The 18,060-nt window shown below is 43.6% G+C and carries 16 protein-coding genes; 8 read left to right on the top strand and 8 right to left on the bottom strand.

What is annotated here, in order from left to right; genetic code table 11:
* The first annotated feature begins 105 nt into the window (after window positions 1-105).
* On the top strand, window positions 106-771 hold the full coding sequence (locus tag G460_RS0113960; protein ID WP_026955942.1) for a heme exporter protein CcmB: 666 nt from the start codon (window positions 106-108) through the stop codon (window positions 769-771).
* Window positions 772-773: 2 nt separating this feature from the next.
* On the opposite strand, the gene G460_RS0113955 is transcribed toward G460_RS0113960, so the two are convergent.
* From G460_RS0113955 to G460_RS0113940, 3 genes are all read right to left on the bottom strand, one after another.
* Complete coding sequence (locus tag G460_RS0113955; RefSeq protein WP_026955941.1) at window positions 774-1,508, bottom strand: hypothetical protein; 735 nt, start codon at window positions 1,506-1,508, stop codon at window positions 774-776.
* 100 nt (window positions 1,509-1,608) lie between these two features.
* Window positions 1,609-2,829, bottom strand: a complete 1,221-nt coding sequence (locus G460_RS0113950; RefSeq protein ID WP_245578738.1) for a glycoside hydrolase family 18 protein — start codon at window positions 2,827-2,829, stop codon at window positions 1,609-1,611.
* Between the two features lie 170 nt (window positions 2,830-2,999).
* Window positions 3,000-3,422, bottom strand: a complete 423-nt coding sequence (locus G460_RS0113940) for a hypothetical protein (protein ID WP_035464464.1) — start codon at window positions 3,420-3,422, stop codon at window positions 3,000-3,002.
* Between the two features lie 212 nt (window positions 3,423-3,634).
* On the opposite strand from G460_RS0113940, the gene G460_RS0113935 reads away from it, so the two are divergent.
* Both G460_RS0113935 and G460_RS0113930 read left to right on the top strand, forming a co-directional pair.
* A complete protein-coding gene (locus G460_RS0113935) occupies window positions 3,635-4,726 on the top strand; it encodes a sensor histidine kinase (protein WP_026955938.1) in 1,092 nt (363 codons plus the stop codon).
* Window positions 4,723-5,412 carry a LytR/AlgR family response regulator transcription factor gene (locus tag G460_RS0113930; protein WP_026955937.1) on the top strand — a complete coding sequence of 230 codons (690 nt, stop codon included), beginning with the start codon at window positions 4,723-4,725 and terminating at the stop codon, window positions 5,410-5,412. The genes G460_RS0113935 and G460_RS0113930 overlap by 4 nt, the downstream gene beginning before the upstream one ends.
* Before the next feature lie 51 nt (window positions 5,413-5,463).
* Here the strand turns inward: G460_RS0113930 and G460_RS0113925 are convergent, their stop codons facing one another.
* Window positions 5,464-6,702 carry a M28 family peptidase gene (locus G460_RS0113925; protein WP_026955936.1) on the bottom strand — a complete coding sequence of 413 codons (1,239 nt, stop codon included), beginning with the start codon at window positions 6,700-6,702 and terminating at the stop codon, window positions 5,464-5,466.
* A 161-nt stretch (window positions 6,703-6,863) separates the two neighbouring features.
* On the opposite strand from G460_RS0113925, the gene G460_RS22685 reads away from it, so the two are divergent.
* The 3 genes from G460_RS22685 to G460_RS0113910 all read left to right on the top strand — a co-directional run bounded on the left by G460_RS22685 (window position 6,864) and on the right by G460_RS0113910 (window position 9,447).
* Window positions 6,864-7,331, top strand: a complete 468-nt coding sequence (locus tag G460_RS22685; RefSeq protein WP_051316050.1) for a hypothetical protein — start codon at window positions 6,864-6,866, stop codon at window positions 7,329-7,331.
* A gap of 116 nt (window positions 7,332-7,447) precedes the next feature.
* Window positions 7,448-8,374 carry a mechanosensitive ion channel family protein gene (locus tag G460_RS0113915; protein WP_026955935.1) on the top strand — a complete coding sequence of 309 codons (927 nt, stop codon included), beginning with the start codon at window positions 7,448-7,450 and terminating at the stop codon, window positions 8,372-8,374.
* Window positions 8,371-9,447, top strand: a complete 1,077-nt coding sequence (locus G460_RS0113910) for a porin (protein WP_051316049.1) — start codon at window positions 8,371-8,373, stop codon at window positions 9,445-9,447. The genes G460_RS0113915 and G460_RS0113910 overlap by 4 nt, the downstream gene beginning before the upstream one ends.
* A 16-nt stretch (window positions 9,448-9,463) precedes the next feature.
* Here the strand turns inward: G460_RS0113910 and G460_RS0113905 are convergent, their stop codons facing one another.
* From G460_RS0113905 to lysA, 4 genes are all read right to left on the bottom strand, one after another.
* Window positions 9,464-10,489 (bottom strand): PorP/SprF family type IX secretion system membrane protein, encoded by a 1,026-nt coding sequence (locus G460_RS0113905; protein ID WP_026955933.1) that lies wholly within the window; start codon window positions 10,487-10,489, stop codon window positions 9,464-9,466.
* A 3-nt stretch (window positions 10,490-10,492) separates the two neighbouring features.
* A complete protein-coding gene (locus G460_RS0113900) occupies window positions 10,493-12,577 on the bottom strand; it encodes a T9SS type B sorting domain-containing protein (RefSeq protein ID WP_026955932.1) in 2,085 nt (694 codons plus the stop codon).
* Window positions 12,578-12,939: 362 nt separating this feature from the next.
* Window positions 12,940-13,974, bottom strand: coding sequence for a PorP/SprF family type IX secretion system membrane protein (locus G460_RS0113895; protein WP_026955931.1), 1,035 nt, complete (start codon window positions 13,972-13,974; stop codon window positions 12,940-12,942).
* A 216-nt stretch (window positions 13,975-14,190) separates the two neighbouring features.
* Window positions 14,191-15,423 (bottom strand): diaminopimelate decarboxylase, encoded by a 1,233-nt coding sequence (gene lysA / locus G460_RS0113890; RefSeq protein WP_026955930.1) that lies wholly within the window; start codon window positions 15,421-15,423, stop codon window positions 14,191-14,193.
* A gap of 191 nt (window positions 15,424-15,614) precedes the next feature.
* Between lysA and G460_RS0113885 the strand changes: the two genes are divergently transcribed.
* Together G460_RS0113885 and G460_RS0113880 are read left to right on the top strand one after the other, a co-directional pair.
* Window positions 15,615-17,330 (top strand): sensor histidine kinase, encoded by a 1,716-nt coding sequence (locus tag G460_RS0113885; protein ID WP_026955929.1) that lies wholly within the window; start codon window positions 15,615-15,617, stop codon window positions 17,328-17,330.
* Complete coding sequence (locus tag G460_RS0113880; RefSeq protein WP_026955928.1) at window positions 17,327-18,022, top strand: response regulator transcription factor; 696 nt, start codon at window positions 17,327-17,329, stop codon at window positions 18,020-18,022. The genes G460_RS0113885 and G460_RS0113880 overlap by 4 nt, the downstream gene beginning before the upstream one ends.
* The last annotated feature ends 38 nt before the right edge of the window (window positions 18,023-18,060 follow it).

Raw genomic sequence — 18,060 nt, 5'->3', positions numbered from 1 at the left:
TCTACGTTGTGAAATACGACAATTCTCCCTTGGAAAGGGGGCTAGGGGGATTGATCAAAAAAACGTAAAAGGCATTTTATCTTCATCAACTCCTATCTTTGTCCCATGCTGAGAGAAATTTCCGTTTTGATCCGAAAAGAAATCACTTTGGAGTGGAGGCAAAAATATGCCTTGAATGGGATTTTGCTTTATGTGGTTTCGGCAGTTTTTATCACGTATTTGAGTGTGGGTGCCAAAATGGGCAACCTTTCCGTTCCGACATGGAACGCACTCTATTGGATCATTATTCTATTTTCTGCTGTCAATGCCGTGGCAAAAAGCTTTGTGCAAGAGCATCAGGGAAGGCAGCTTTACTATTACATGATCGCTTCTCCGGAGGCGATTATTCTCTCAAAAATCATCTATAATACCGGTTTGACACTGATTCTTGCTCTATTGGGTTATGGAGTTTTCTCCGTGATTTTGGGAAACCCGGTTCAGGATCAGGGCTTATTTTTATTGAACTTGATTTTGGGAGCGATGGGTTTTTCGGCGAGTTTGACCATGGTTTCCGGGATTGCTTCCAAGGCAGGAAATAATGCGACTTTGATGGCGATTTTGAGTTTCCCGGTGATCATCCCGATTTTGCTGATGGCGATCCGAATTTCTAAAAATGCCTTGGATGGCTTGGATTGGTCAGTCAGTGCGGATAAAGTCTTGAGCCTTTTGGCGATCAATGCGATTGTCGCTGCGGCAGGCTATATCTTGTTTCCCTATTTGTGGAGGAGTTAGTTCTATTTCGCCAGAAAGGAATAGTTTGAATTCAGCTCTTTTTCCAAGTCTGCCCAAGCATATTTCAGCTCAATTTTAGCTGTATATGGCAAAAGGAAATGTGGCATCCAACACCTTTCAAATATCTGAATCGAATCTGGAAATAAAATGAATTTATCGAGGGTAAAAGCACTGTCACATTCATCGTAATATTCAAGAATCGTTTCATAAAGATCTTGGTCCAAATCATTGGTTTGATGTTTCAAATCTTCTCTCAAGCCTTCATATTGGATACTTTTTTCATCCAAAACTCTAGATTCAAACCCATTTCCAATTTTCAAAACGTCTTGTAACTCCACCCAAGAACCAGTCAAAGTGTTATAGTTGAAATACTCAGTCCACGAGGTGCAATAAGCTCCGCAACCTTCAGCGCTGATTTGGAGAGAAATGAGATTGTTGGCATTATAGGTCACTTCGAAATCCATATAAACCAATCCATTTCCTGCCCATTTGAATAAAGTTGAATCGATAGATTCGGCTGGAAATTCGTATGTTGTTAACCTGTTTTTTAGATCAAAATTGATCAGTGAATCCACATCTTTATTGCCAGTGGAAATCAATGGGAAATTCATGGAATCCTGAGAAATCTCCGAAAAACGATCACTTCCTTTGATTCTAAAGGTATCCACGGAAACTTGCTGCCCTAGAAGATTGAGGCTAATGCAGAAAAATAAAACAGTTAGTATTTTGGTAGTCATGAAATTAAAAATAGCAATCTAGGCCAAAGGATTTGCTCCTATTTTTCTCAAAAAAGAAAAGACCTTTGAGGTTTTTGGAAACCTCAAAGGTCTATAAAGTTTATTCGTTTGCTGCTTTGTAGATCGCGTCTAGCAAGGATCCTGCTTCTTTGGTGTCATTGCCCAATTCCCAGAACATAATTCCTCCGATGCCTTTTTCCATGGCGTATCGAGTTTTCAAAGCTACTGAAACGGTGTCATCATAAGATACCATTAAACTATCCTGCGCATTGTACATGAATGGAGCTTGTGCCTTTTCATCCCAATATCTTTTAAAATTGGAATCCTGTTCATATTGATCACGAATGCTATGATAAGCCATCCAGCCGATATGAAGACCACCACTTAGCTGATACAGTCCATTGTTGGTAGGCGGCACGCCCTTCCAAACTCGTCCGTAAAATGCTCCTCCGGTCACGATCTGCTTGGGATCTACTCCCTCTGCGATCAAGAAATCAACAATTTTTTGAGCCGAGCGAGGGTCTGGATCTAAATTGTCACCGCTTTGATACAGGCTATCCATATGCGCACCGAACGGGGTGCCAGCCACATCTGCACTTTTGACATCACCCAGTGGGGTATGGTGACCAGTATAAATGGACACACCGGAAACCTGATCGTAAGTCATCACATTGGTGTAATCCGCATATTTCATCACCTCCAATGTCTCAATATGATCGTAATATTTTTTCCATCCGGCAGAGGCGAAGGTTAGGTATTTGTGAGAGTCGAATGTGTCCAGCATCTCTCTCAAGCCTTTCATCAAAGCTGTAAAATTCTGAGTATCTTCCTCACGAGCCATGGTACCTGCACCAGATATCCCTGGATATTCCCAGTCCATATCCATTCCATCCAGCTGGTATTTTTCGATGAAATCATGCGCACTTTGGATGAATTTTGCTCGGCTTTCTTCTGTCAAGGCCATATCAGAGAAGCCGTCTGCTCCCCAGCCGCCACAGGCGATCATCACTTTCAGGTCAGGGTTGCGTTCTTTTTGTTTCACCAAAGCTTCCAGCTTCGGCCCCGCTACTTCCTCTCGACGGAATTTCATTTCTCCATCGATCACATTGGTAAAGGAGAAAATAATATGGGTTAGCTTTTCTACAGGAATGGATTCAGGCTTGTAATCCCGCTCGGGCACATAGTAGGCCATGATCACAGGTTCGGGATTTTTGACCTCACTAGAGGTCGTTTCACTGGTTTCCTCTTTGGTCTGAGGAGAGCAAGCCCAAGCTAGCATTGCAATAGCTAGATGGGAGAAAATAAGTTTGTTCCAGTTCACGGGTTGGTTGGTTTTACTTGATGAATATTTTCGATGAAGTTACAAATACTTCAGCTATTTTTTCCTTCAAAGAAAAAATTGACCCGTTTTCTTTCAAAATAGATAGGCTTTAGCAAAAAAGCCTCCTGCATGGCAGAAGGCTTTTTACCCTGAGATCAGACCATAAGTTGTTAGTTTTCCTGTCCTAGTTCGGCTTTTCTCATCCAAGTCAGGACAAAGCTGGAAATATGTCCGATGATAAATACGAGGAGACCGAATAGTGGCGAAAGTAAAGTGATTTTAAGACCTCCAGCCAACACGTCTGGAGCAATATCACCTGCCGATTCAATGGCATCAAATGCCCCGATCAGTCCGAGAAGTGAGTTCATAAAGGAGATCACCAAGCCAAGCAATGCTGCATGTTGGATCAGTTTTTTGTTTTTCGAAAACTCGGCTTCAGAGCCTGCTAAGCCAGTAAATGCCTTGAATGAAAAAAAAACTGCGATTAAGAGGCAGAGCAAAACTAGCGTCATGCCGAGTGTGCCTCCCTCCTGAAATCTGTCTACAATAGTAAACCCTAAAACCAAGCCCCAGCCAATAGATAGTACATTCATTTGATTTGTTGTTTTGTTGATGGGACAATACTACCCATCCTGAAAAGCCCATTTTAAATAATGCGACCAGTAACCTCTAGGAGATCGGTTTCTACCAAATTTGTCCGAATAGTGGGAAAACAAAATCAAAGTATGCATTCGATCTTGTAAAAGCAGTCATCCATCGCAAAACTTTTGGAAATAGAATTTTTTCAAAGACCTTGTCTCATTCAATGAAGAATCGGAAGTTAGTTTTGGTAGAAACAGGAAAGGAGCTCGGCAAACAGCTTGGTATTGCAGTTGGCGCGCTTTTCTTCTTTGCTTTTTACTTTGGCATCACACTCTCCAATCTCGGACCCGCATTCACATTTGGGATCTTTCTACTGCCTATCACGATGGGCATGGTCAATGTCTTTAGCTTTCATCTGATTCCAAAATATCTCTTTGAGCAGAAATACGGTTTGTTCGCACTCTATACACTTTATTCTTTGGTGATCTCCATTTTCTTGATTGTGTTGTCCTCTTTCTATGGGGTACTTTTCATCAATACCTTGGATTTATTGGGAGGGGAATTTTATTTGACCAAAAACCTATACCTCATCATTATCGCTGTGTATATCGTGGTTTTGTTGACTTCACTTTTTGCTGCCTATCAGGAAAACATCAAAATTCAAATTCGAAACCAAGAGCTTCAATTTGCACTAGTCAATGGCCAGCTGCAATTAAAGCAAGAGGAACTGTCCTACCTCAAAATGCAAATCCATCCTCATTTTCTTTTCAATACACTCAATACGATATATGGCTCGGCTATTGCCAAAAGTACCCAGACTCCTGAGTTGATTTTGAAGCTTTCCAATCTGCTGGATTACATTCTTTATCAGACTAAAAAAAGTATGGTTCCGCTTGCAGATGAAATCGCCCATTTGGAGGATTATTTGGCTTTGGAAAAGCAACGACATGGCTCACGTATCACTGTCATCACTGCCTTTCCGCAGAATTCAGAGAATGTAATGATCGCTCCTATGTTGTTTCTTCCTTTGGTAGAAAATTGTTTCAAACATGGAAAATACGATCAAAAAGATGCATTTCTCGAATTGAAACTGGAAGTGCAAGGCGATGAAATAGTATTCCGATCCAAAAATCTGAGGGACGAAACTCGACCCAAAAGCGACTTGGATTCTTCAGGAATTGGCCTTCCAAATATTGTCAAAAGGCTGGAGCTGCTGTATCCCAGCAGGCATCAACTCGACATCATCAAATCAACAGAGTACTTCGAGGTCGTTCTCAAACTCCAGTCATTAACTCCCAATCCCATTTCCGTATGAATTGCCTCATCGTGGACGACGAACCTATCGCACAGGATATTTTGAAGGAGTTTGTTTCCCAAGTCGACTTTCTCCATCTGATAGCTTGTAGTAGCAATGCGAATGAGGCTTTCAGTGAAATCCAAAAAAATGTGATCGATTTGGTGTTTTTGGACATCAATATGCCCGGGATTGATGGCATTGCTTTGGCAAAAATTCTCCCAAAAAATGTTCAGGTAATTTTTACTACGGCATATCGTGAATTTGCAGTAGAGGGATTTAACCTGGAAGCTACTGATTACTTGCTGAAGCCTATCCCTTTTGAGCGCTTTCTGAAGGCTGTGAACAAAGTCAGGGATGGCAGCGCCAAACGATCATCTGAAGAGGAAAAGCCAGAGTTCATCTTTGTAAGACAAGATCGAAGAATGGAAAAAATCGAAATTCAGGAAATCCTGTTTGTGGAGAGCTATGCCGATTACATCAAGATTCATCTGCCAGATAGAGTTTCTATTGTCAGAGAGAGCCTGAGTAATTTTGAAAAAAAGCTTCCTGTGAAACAATTTATCCGATTTCATCGCTCCTATATCGGTAATATCTCAGCGATAGACTCCTATACCAATGAGTATTTGGAGATTGGAGGAAATGCTTTGACGATCAGCCGTTCATTCAAAAAAGAGGTGATGGAGAAATTGTCCCACTACGAATAAAAAAAGCCTTCTGAATTACTCCAGAAGGCTTTTGATTGGTTCTTTTTCCAATTAAAATTTGATAGGAGCTTCTATTTTCTGACCTCCTCGATCTACCGTCACGGTGGTTTCGTCTCCTTTTTCGAAGGCGCTCAGTGCACGCATATAGCTCATCATGTCGTGGATGGTAGAATCACCGAGCTGGATCACAATGTCGCCTTTTTCCAGTCCTGCTGCTTGCGCTGGTTTGTCCTCAGACACTCCGTCGATCCGCATGCCTTTGCCATCGAAAAGATAGTCAGGCACTACGCCAAGGGAAACAGTAAATCGAGGGGAGTCACCATTGCTGTCTTTCGTTTTGGTAAAAGCCAGCTTCGGCTCTGAGTCCAGCTGATCGATCAATCTGTCAATGATACCTACTACCGCCAGCAAGCCTTCGTAATTGATCTTTTCAAAATCATCTGTAGGCTTGTGGTAGTCCTCATGCTGCCCAGTGAAAAAGTGCAACACGGGAAGATCCTGTAGATAAAAAGAGGTATGATCCGACGGTCCCACTCCTGATTCGGAAGTGACTAATTTCAGACTGTCAGTATTGGCCATTTCCAGAGCAGACACAAAATTTGGGCTGGTACCAACGCCATTGACGGCAAGTGTCTTTTCTTCATTGAGTCGCCCGACCATATCCATATTGATCATGTAATTGACTGAGGAGAGATCGATTGTAGGGTTTTTCACAAAATAATTGGAGCCCCAAAGGCCATTTTCCTCACCGGAGAATGCTATAAATAGGAAGTTGGAAGTATGCTCTTCACTTTTCAGGATATCTGCCAAAGCTACCAAGGCGGCTGTGCCCGAGGCATTGTCATCAGCACCATTGTGAATAGCTGAATCTCCTCGGTGGAGAGAGCCTGAGCCACCCATTCCTAAATGATCGAAATGAGCTCCGATCACGATGGTATTAGCGGATTGGTTGTCGATAAAGCCAACCACATTGCGGCCAGTGACGCCCTCTCCATCTGTCCCGATGACAGCTTCTTCATGGGGATTGGTGGGTTTGGAAACAGTAAACTCCTGGAAGTAGCCTTCTGTACCTTTTGGTTGGATACCGATTTTCTCAAATCTCTCTGCGAGATATTGTGCTGCGGCTTCCTCACCGGAAGTTCCGATAGCTCTTCCTTGGAGCTCATCAGCAGCGAGGTAGCTGACATCAGCTTTTAGGTTTTTCAGCAATTGCTCAGCACTGGGTGCTTGAGAGCAGGAATATGCCGCTGAAAGTAAGGCAGCAGCTATCAGGTGAAGGTTGATTTTCATGCCGTATTTAGATTTGATCCAAAGATAAGCAATCCAGCTAAGTGCGAAGCTGCCAATTCATTTTTATGCGTGAATGCTACAAAATCTAATCATCTGCCTGTTCCAAAATCCTTTGGCGGTTTTTTTGCAGATTTTAAAGTGTAACCAATTGAAATACAGCTATGAAAGCAATAAAACTACTTGGTGTCGCCTTTATCGCTTTGGCAGCTTGCCAAGGTGCGAAGGAAGATTCCCCAATTGAGGTATATAATTCCACAGATCAGGAGAAGGAAAGAGAAATCCTGCAGGAATGTTTTCAGTATGTCAGCGAAAATGATACGTTTCGTATGAGTTTCAGACCAGATGGCCCCATGGTATCCGGTGAGCTTGCCTATCGCTACTACCAGAAAGATAAAAGTGCAGGCACTATCCACGGGACATTGCAAGATTCTTTGCTCGTAGCCGAATACCGTTTCTTTTCTGAGGGTGATAGCTCAACACGGCAAGTCGTTTTCAAGCGATTTGAAGATGGATGGAAAGAAGGATACGGACCGATTCGCGAGCAAGATGGAGTGGTCGTGTACGAGCATCTCGACTCGTTGGACTTTAGCCAAAGCGTCGCTTTGGTCTCCATACCCTGCGATGAATGAGGTCTCTGCTTGGTTAATTGACTGGGATTGTTTACTTTCTTGATTTATGCCCAAAATCACCTGATTTAGTTCATCAGCTATGTTGATGCTTTTTGACTTCCCTAAATCTGTTGACAATGAAAATTTATAAAAGACTCATTTTTCCATTGGCGGTGACCCTATGTCTGGTAGCTTCCAAGTTTTATTTTCGCGGACAATCTCAGGATTGGGAGGGTTTTTTGGGCTGGCTCCCCCATCTCAATACTGTACTTATCATCACGGGCTTTACCTGGTGTCTATTGGTATTGACAGGGATACTCAAGCGGGTATTTTTAAAACAATTTGACATCGGGAAAGAGGATAATCTCCGCGCGCGGAAGGTCTACACTCAGCTGAATATCCTTCAGAAGATTGTCAACTTTATCATCATCATTCTGGGAATAGGTTTGATTTTGATCTCTTTCGAAGAGATCCGAAAGATCGGAGTTGGGGTGTTTGCTTCCGCTGGACTTGCTGGGATCATCATTGGTTTTAGTGCCCAGAAGGCAATCGGTACCTTGGTCGCCGGAATTCAAATTGCTTTTGCGCAGCCATTCAGACTGGATGATGCCGTAGTGGTGGAGGGAGAGTGGGGTTGGATCGAAGAGATCAATTTGACGTATGTCGTGGTTCGGATATGGGATCAGCGAAGACTGGTTTTACCCACTACTTATTTTCTAGAAAAACCCTTTCAAAACTGGACTAGAACCTCTGCGGATATCATCGGCTCAGTATTTTTGTACACCGATTATAGTGTTTCATTTGATGCACTGCGTGAAGAGCTAGATAGAATACTGGAAAACACGCCGCTTTGGGATAAGAAGGTCAAAGTGCTGCAGGTGACTGAAGCCAAAGAAAGGACAGTGGAAAGTAGGATATTGGTATCTGCCAAAAATTCTCCGACGGCTTGGGATCTACGAGTGCATGTCCGTGAGAAAATGATTGAGTATATTCAGAAAAACTTTCCTGAATCTCTGCCGAAAACGCGCATTGCCCTGGACCAGGAAGAGCGTCCCGAAACATGAAAAAACTAGCTTTTTGTCTATTTGTAGTGATTTGTTATCCTGCTTTTGCACAAGAAAATGGACAGAAAGCCTCCTTGGAAGTCTTTGGTTTCGTAGATCTGTACTATGGAATAGAGGATCAGGATCAAGTTGGAACGGATAAGCGCTTGCCTTTTTTATACAATCATGCGAGGCCCCAGCGATTTGCTGTCAATTTGGCTCTCGTTACTTTTGAGTTGAAAGCAGATCGCTTTCGCGCCAATCTCGGGCTGCAACAGGGAACCTATCCTCAAGACAATTATGCAGCTGAACCCAAAGCTCTTCGCTGGATCAATCAGGCGAATGTGGGCTATGCTCTGAATGAGAAGAAATCAGTATGGTTGGATGCTGGTGTTTTGCCCTCTCATATTGGCTTTGAAAATGCTATTTCTACAGAAAATTTGACGCTATCTAGATCTATCATTGCAGAGAACAGCCCTTATTTTGAAACTGGAGTACAGCTGAGCTGGCAGAAAAGTGAGGTTTGGTATTTTGCATTTTTGGTGCTCAATGGCTGGCAAAGAATACAATTTATTCCAGGGAGAAATAAACCATCATTTGGAACGCAAGCTAAATTTAGCCCCTCGGAAAATACAAGCCTGAATTGGTCCACCTTTGTGGGAACAGATCAAAGCAATGAAGCCGAGACCATGCTTTATTTCAGCAATCTATTTGCAGAATTTGATTTGGGAGAAACCTGGAGCCTAATAGCAGGGCTCGATGCCGGAAAAAGGACCATTCCGGGTGAATTCAATCCGGGCTGGTGGGGAGCTTCTTTGATCGGTCAATATAGATTCACGGATAATTTTTCCACAGCGGTCAGGGCAGAATATTACGATGATGAGTTTCAGGCAATCGCTGCAAGCCTGTCCAATACGGGGATCAAAACGAGTGGCTTTTCCCTGAATTTAGATTATAATTTTGAAAAAATTGCGACCCTTCGTGTGGAAGGCAGATATTTCACTGCTCCCGGTGGAGCATTTTTAGGTCTTTCCGATACCGCCAATTCGGATATGTTTTTTGTGCTGACTTCTTTGGCTTTCAGCTTGAATTGAAGAGATCTTAATCGAATCAATATTTGAAACAAGGCATGGAAGAAGTTCTACCTCGGCCTTTGGCAGATCCCGCCAAGAAACTGTAGCGGAGAGATAGCTCGTGAGCTCCTCCCGTATTTGCATTGCCTAAAGAAGAGAGAGTGAAGTCATGGCTATAACCGATGTCCAGGCCTCCACCAAGGGAAATCCCCACTAGAGCAATGATGGATTCATGGTTGGGTTGCGATTTTTCAGACACTGGAATTCCCCTGTACCAGACACCTAAGACCAAAGGCTGGAAATTCACCTGCGTCCCCAAATCCAATTGGGTGAAAGGTCCTTGATCTTTATAATTGAAGGCGACAGTTAGTTCTTTGGTGCCTTTTCGCTGGTTGAAAAACTCAGTACTAGACCCTCCGGAAAGGTCAAACTTCACCCCTCCATGAGCTGAGATTTTTAGCGGTAGTTCGCTAATCTCACCGTCCAAAAATGAGATGTTTGGTTGGGTGACATGATGTGCAGACGCTCCCAGCCAGATATTTTCTGTATGAAAAAGAGCTCCGAAACTGTAATCCATGAATTGATGTCTGCTATCGGCGCCGAGGTTTTCGCCTGAAAAATCCCCAATCGCTCCGGTGTTGTCGTCGATTTGACTGCCAAACACCATGCTACCAAAGTACGCATCGCGCTCCATGTAGGAAACTTGTCCCCCTACTCTTAGAAAAGATCGGAATCCCAATCTGGCTCTATAGGCATAGCTAGCTCCAATTTCTGACACCTGAAGATTGGCCATACTCTGCTGAGATTGATTGAAGATCAATCCCACTCCACTATTGGCACCAAAGATATAATGGTCAATAGACGCTGAGTAAGAAGTGAACGACTGATCCAAACCAGGCCATTGGTTGCGGTAGACCACTCCGATCCGAGTCATCTCAGACCCTCCTGTCATGGCAGGATTGAGGTAGAGTGGATTGGCATAAAACTGCGAATACTGGACATCTTGAGCCTGGATAGCCAGGCTAAGGATGCAAAAGGTGATAAGCAAGTAGATTTTTTTCATAATCTATCTAATCAAGGTGATTCCGCCAGATCGGGAGGATTGGGTGCCATTCCGATCGGCATAGGTGATTTTGTATAAGTAATTTCCCGGAGGAAGCAACTGTCCTCTGTAGGTTCCGTCCCATCCTTTGGATTCAAGGCCATGGGTGGTAAAGAGTCGCTCTCCCCAAGTGTCAAATATTTCCATTTGGAATGAGTAAACTCCTTTCATTTTGGGGATAAAGAGATCATTAAGCCCGTCACCATTTGGGGTAAATGCATTCGGAATGGTGACTTGTGGGGTGATGCTGCTGACCTCAACCGTATTGATTTCGAAAGATGAGCAGCCAAAACTATCAAAGCCTGTCAGCCGAACTTCGTAGGTGCCGGGACGGGTAAATACATGGATAGGATCTTTGTCCACTGAGGTCGATCCGTCTCCAAACTCCCACTGCCAAGCGATGAATTCTGGGTCTATTTCGCTTTCGAATAGGATTTCCTCATCAGTCAAAACCTCAGGTTCTGAATTGATGACTAATTTACGGTAGTTGAATTCCAGCCTTCCGCTTCTGTTCGCTGACTGTGGGAAATCTACTTTTGTCTCAGTTTCCACGACGCAGCCTACTGCATCCTTTACTGTGACTTTGAGGGTTTCAGTTTTGCTGAAGGTGATTTCATGCTGATTTTCTTGCCCATTGTTCCATGTGATTTGGTATGGTTCTATTCCACCCTGAATAGAGACCCAGGCATTCCCTAGTACCATTCCTGATTCACAATTGACATCAAGCATGCTTTCTATTCTTGCTTGGATCCCTGCACTTTGGTTCAAAAGAATCTCTTGACTGACTTGGCAGCCACTGGCATCGGAGACTTGTACTTGATAAGTGCCTGCTTTGAGGTTTGTTCTATGTGTTAGCCCTTCTACTCCGTCGGACCAGAGGATTTTCCATTGGCCTTTGGCACCGGAAACGCTGATTTCGATTTCCCCATCATTGTCTCCCGAGCAGGAGACATCTTTGGCTTGGATCAAATTGATCTCTAGAGGAGCATCAGTCTGAAGCACAAATGATTTCTCCACACTGCATCCACTCGCATCTGTGACGGTCGCTGTGTAAGTTCCAGCGCTTAGTTCCTCTAGATTTTTGGTGCTGGATCCATTGTTCCAGCTGTAGGTGTAAGGTGCTAGACCTCCTTGGACAGTTAGTTGGATTTGACCATTGGCAGATCCTTCACAGCTAGGTTGGGTGATTTGCTCTTGGATGCTGATTTGCTGCGGAGCTGAGATCTCATATGTAGCTTGGAAGCTACAGCCTTTGCTGTCCTTGACGGTGACAGCGTAGTTTCCTGGAGCCAAATTTTCGACTGTCTGCGTAGATGCTCCATTTTCCCAGAGGAAAGTATAAGGAGCTACCCCTCCGGTCACTGCTATTGCAATTCGACCTGCAGAACTGGACTCACAAGAGGGTTGATCGATCGTCTCTTGTACTTGGATGCCTTCCGCAGCAGCTTTGATTTCAAAACTGACCGATACGTCACAGGCATATTTATCCGTGACTGTCACCGTATAGGTGCCCGGATCCAATTGGTCTGATTCCCAGACATTCTCGAGTCCGTTGCTCCACTTGATTTTGTAAGGAGGACTGTTTGGTTCGTAATCGTTTCTTCCGATTTTGACCGAAACTTTGGCGTAGCCATCACGTCCTGAGCCACAGGAAGCATCTTGGGTCTCGATAGGATTGAGCAAAAGCGGAAAAGGTGGTTGAATGATGATATGCTCCGTATGCTTTGCGCCTTGAGCATCGGTGATTTCTACCGTGTAAGTTCCGGAGAGGAGGTTTGATCTATTTTGGCTGGTTTCATTGGTGTTCCAAAGAAAGGTGTAGGGGGCGGTGCCACCAGATACTTGGAGATTGATATGGCCTCGCTCAGTATGTGAGCATAGGGCCAGCTTGCCACTGACCTCTACTTGGATAGCATTGTAGGAAAGGATCCGATCGGTGGCACGCTGAGGAATATCAAAAGAATATTGGGCGAATGCACTCCAGTGCAACCACATGCTCAAAAAGAGAAGGGTAGAGAGTTTTCCATATGTCAAAAGCTCCTTTTGCATTCTGCTGAGTATCTACCGGATTTTGTTGGGTAAAATTTGCCTTATAGACCTTATTTTGTGTATTTCGTTTTTTAGAATATTATTTTTTGTATCTCGTCTACAACAAAATGATATTCTAATTTTGGGTGACTTTTTTGAAAATAGAGGATAAAAGTTCTAATTTCCAAGCATTTACAAAGTCAGGATGGTGCTAGCAAGTAGCTTTGAAAAGTTTCATTTTTCCCAAAAAATTACCATTTCCAAAAAAATTGTGAAATGAAGCTTTTTTTAGGATACAAAATGAAAAAGGCCTGAAAGTCAGGCCTCAAAAATTTTTTTAGATTTTTTCAAGTTTTTTGAAAAAAAAGGAAAAGATCTAAGAATCAGTATCTAAAACATGGGATAATTCTCGATCTGAGGTTTCTGTTTTTGGGATCTCCCCACAAAAACCGGTAGGTAATGGAGATCTCATGGGCGCCCCCGGAGTTTTTTTGGCCCAGTTTGGAGACTGTGACATCATAAGAATAACCGATGTCCAGGCCACTTGGCAGAGACACTCCGACCAACGCAATGACAGACTCATTATTGGGCAGGGAGTTTTTGGTCGGCAAGCCGCGATACCAAAGCCCCAGTACTAGGGGGTCTAGATAAAGCTGTGTTCCGATGTCCAACTGATTGAACGGATCCTGCTGTTTGTAATTGAAAGCAAATGAAATCGCTCTTTCCTGATAGGCGTGAGTAAAGTAATCTCTTTTGCCACCTGTCAAGTCAAATTTGACACCTCCTTGTGCTGATAGCTTCATCGGCAAGGTGGATATTTGTCCTTCTACAAAAGAAACATTGGGTTCGCTTAGGTGATGTGCCGAAGCACCCAGCCAGATGTTTTTGGTGTAAAACATCCCGCCCACAGCAAAGTCAAAGAAACTATAGCGGCTGTCGATCGGAATCCCATCCAGTTCGTCCGTGATCCCTCCGACTGTACCATTGATGATATCGATCTGCGTCCCAAAGACTAAGTCTGAAAAGAAAGCGTCACGCTGCATGTAGCTGGCCTGACCACCGAGACGAAAGAATGTCTCTTCGCCCAATTGCAGTTTGTAGGCATAGGAAAGCCCAATTTCATTGGTGGAAAGATTGGCCATGCTCTCTTGATTGCCATTGAAGATCAAACCTATCCCACTGTTGTAATCGAAAATATAGTGATCGATATAGAAAGAATAAGAGTTGAAGTTCTGGTCAAGACCTGGCCATTGATTTCGATAGTTGACGCCGATACGGGTAAGCTCAGAGGCGCCGGTCAGGGCCGGGTTGAGATACAGAGGGGCAGCATAGAATTGGGAATACTGTACATCCTGAGCGACTGAAGAAAAGTACGCCCCGAAGGAAATAAGAATACATAGTAAAATTCCTTTTTTCATACTGATTCCCCAACTCCCCAACAAAGGTAGCTAGCATTCCTTGAAGGGGGAACTAGGACTCTTTAAGGTTATGAAACTTCTAGGGCTTATGATTGGGGCGATCAATCATGGAATGTTTCAGACCTCTGAATATAAATGGCCTATCCCAGATTGAGGATGGCTTTGCTATGGTACTCAATAACTATACCAAAGCCACCCGTAGTATTTATTCCTTTTTTATAGATCCAAAACCACTTGGTTTTTGATTAAATCTTCAAATTCTTCTCTTTTTCGGATCAGCTGAGCTTTGCCATTCCAAACCAGAACTTCTGCTGGTCTCAGTCTGGAATTGTAATTGGACGCCATGCTGAACCCATAGGCTCCAGCATTCTTGATGACCAGAATATCTCCCGCAGAGACCTTACCCAGTTTTCTTTCTGCTGCGATAGTGTCTGTTTCGCAGATGTAGCCGACGACATTGTATTGCTCGGATTCCCCTTCTGGATCGTTGAGTGCATACACGTCATGATAGGCATCATACATCATAGGACGAATCAGATGGTTGAGGCCTGTGTCCACCCCTACAAAAGTGATCTCACTGGATGCTTTGACCACGTTTGCTTTGACAAGTAGAAATCCACTTTCACTCACTAGAAATTTGCCCGGCTCAAGCCATAGCTCCAGTTGTCTACCATATCGATCACAAAAGGACCGGAATGCAGCGCTGACTTTCTCGCCTACTTCTTGGATATCAGTAGACGGATCACCGGCTTTGTATGCTACTTTGAACCCACCTCCGCAGTCGATAAACTTGAGGTTTGGAAAGTTTTGTGCTGCTTCAAACAGCACGTTGGCGCCTTTGAGGAAAATCTCTGCGTCCAAAATATCCGATCCAGTGTGGATATGTAGACCAACGATGTTCAGGTCTTTTTCTTTAATCACGGTCAGGATTTCGTCCAGTAGTGAAATCGAAATTCCAAATTTACTGGCTTTGTGTCCAGTCGAAATTTTGAGATTGCCACCTGCAAGGATGTGCGGATTGATACGGATGCATGCTGGTACGGAGGATCCGTATTTTTCTCCAAACTGACGCATCAATGGTATGCTGTCCAGATTGACCATGACGCCCAATTCCACAGCTTCTTCTATTTCCTCAAAGCTCACTCCACTGGGAGTGTACATGATTTCGTCTGTTTGAAAACCCGCCATCATACCCAGTCTCACTTCCTCGATGGAGACTGCATCGATTCCCGCACCGGCTTTTTTGATCAATTTGAGAATATTGATATTAGACAAAGCTTTGGTGGCGTATTTGATTTTCAACGGTATCTCGCCAAAAGCTGACTGGATGGATTTCACCTGATTGGTGATCTTTTCTCCATCGTAGACATAGACTGGTGTGCCAAATTCCTGGCAAATGGATTGAAACGAAACTCCTTGGATTTCTGTAGGCTTGAATATGCTTGACATGGTTCGAAATTTGCGCTCAAAGATAGAGAAATAGCCCCGGAATGAAGAATTTGGAGCTATCTTTTCCCCTCGGATTGTCGGGCAGAAAGAGAACATTTTAGACACTCAGGGTCTTTAAAATGCCTTTTGCTCAGCCCGTTAAAGATTGTTAAGCTAGGTCTATGGCCTGACAAAGCCTTTAAATTTGCACCATGTCTAAAAGTAAAATCACCCTGATTATCGTATTAATGTCCCTAGCCAGCTTCGGTCTGATAGGTTTCCAATACTACTGGGTGAAAAATGCGATCAGTATCAATCAGGAGAGATTTGATCAGGATGTGTACCAGGCTTTGGCCGGCACAGCTGATCAGCTAGAAAAAGGCGAAACAACTGATTTGCTATTAGGGCATTTGATACAGGATCCTGCTTTTCAGGATTCCTTATTTGAGAAAATCGACCCGATTGATTTTGAAATCAGGCCTAGACCCAGATTCGGCAGAGGGCCATCAATCGTTGATACGCTGAATATAGCGCAAGTGCCTGAGGTCAGCGCGACCTTTCGCAGAATGCTGGAAAGTAGGGGAATCAATATTGGAGAATTGCAGGAGCTGGAAGTTTTCTTTACTCGGATGACGCCGGAAGTTGCATCCAAAATATTTACACCGGATGAAATGGCAATCTTGCTGGAAGAAAAAGAGCGCCAGCTGCAGTACCTTAGCCAGGTGGAAGTCTACGATCTCCGGCCTGCTCCGCCTACTCTGAATCAGGCGTTTGATCATGAAATCAATATATCAGAAGATGCGCTGGAAAAGATCAAAAAGACCAATTTAAAAATCGACCTCATTAATAGAACCTGGGAAGAATTAGGCGCTGGTCAACGGGCTATTCTGGATCGAATGGATACCGCTCAGGTTCGCAAATTGGTCAAAAACCATCTGTTGGAGCGTGGGATATTCGAAGATTTTGAGTTGGGATTGCTGAAGGATGATGGCTTGCTGATGCCGATAGGTCAGGTGAATGAACCATTTCGCTTAGTCCAGTATGGTGTCCAGGCCAAGTTATTTCCCAATGACATCTTTGGAGGCAAAGAAAACTATCTCTTTATCTTCTTTCCGGATAAAAACAAACATGTGATTCGCCAAGTGTGGCTTCCCGTTTCCTCTTCTATCCTATTTATTGCAGTGATCATTTGGTGTTTTATCTATGCGATTCGGGTTATCTTCAAGCAAAAGGCACTTTCTGATACCAAAAACGATTTTATCAATAACATGACTCACGAATTCAAGACGCCTTTGGCTACGGTGAGTCTTGCGGTGGAGGCCCTGCAGGATCCGGAGCTTTCCTCCCAGGATAAATTTCGGGCAAGATATTTGGGAATCATCAAAGATGAGAACAAGCGGCTTGTCGCACAGGTCGAAAATGTCCTTCAAGCTGCGGCATTGGACAAAAAAGATTTTAAATTAAAAATAGAAGAAGTCAGTATTTCGGAACTATTGGAAGAAACTGTCGACCATATTTCACTGCAAGTGGAGAAAAGAGAAGGAAGTATAGCGTTGGAAAATGAGATGAACGCCGGTAAAGTCCAAGGGGATCTGTTTCATTTGACCCATATTTTCAATAATCTTTTGGATAATGCCAACAAGTACTCACCCGAAAGTCCTGAGATCAAAATCAGGGCTTGGGAAGATTCTGATCAGGTATATGTCACGATCTCGGATCAGGGAATCGGCATGAGCAAAGACGCACAACGAAAAATATTTGATAAATTCTACCGGGTTCCGACCGGAAACATCCACGATGTCAAAGGTTTTGGATTGGGACTTTCCTATGTGAAAACCATGCTGGAAGCACATAAAGGAGGTATTTCAGTTCAGAGTGAACTTGGAAAAGGAAGTACTTTTACCATAAATCTACCCAAAAAACAATGAGCAAAGCGAAACTATTGGTAGTGGAAGACGACCCAAACTTGGGTGATATCCTCAAGGAATACTTGGAAATGAAAGGCTACGAACCCACTCTCTGCAGAGACGGCGAAGAAGGCTGGAACAAGTTCAAAAAGGACAAATATGATCTTTGTCTTATGGATATCATGATGCCTAAAAAGGATGGTTTTACGCTTGCCAAAGAAATCAAAAAGGTACAGGACGATCTACCTATACTTTTTCTCACTGCCAAAAATCAAAAAGACGATATCATAGAAGGTCTTAAAATCGGAGCGGACGACTACATTACCAAGCCATTTAGCATGGAAGAGCTGCTTCTGAGAGTGACGGCGATTTTGCGCAGAACACAGAAATCCCAAGAAGTAACGCAGCTTAAAGTCTACAAATTCGGAGACTTCGAACTTCACTATGACGAGCAGACATTGGATGGGCCCAAAGGCAAACATAAACTGACCTCCAAAGAAAATGAATTGCTGAGAATCTTGGCGGCTGAGATGAACAAGCTCGTAAACAGAAGCCATGCACTGAAGCAAATCTGGGGTGACGACAGCTATTTCAATGCTCGAAGCATGGATGTCTATCTGAGCAAGATCCGAAAAATACTGAAAGACGATCCCAAGGTGCAGATCATCACTGTGCATGGAGAAGGCTTCAAATTAATTGTAGGGGATTCTTAATTCATCTTATTTCCCTTCCAAACCGTGAGTTTTGCTCA

Source organism: Algoriphagus vanfongensis DSM 17529 (genome assembly GCF_000429465.1).
Taxonomy (GTDB): Bacteria; Bacteroidota; Bacteroidia; order Cytophagales; family Cyclobacteriaceae; genus Algoriphagus; species Algoriphagus vanfongensis.
The sequence above is the reverse complement of the archived record's forward strand: the minus strand, read 5'-3'. Positions and strand labels throughout refer to the sequence as shown.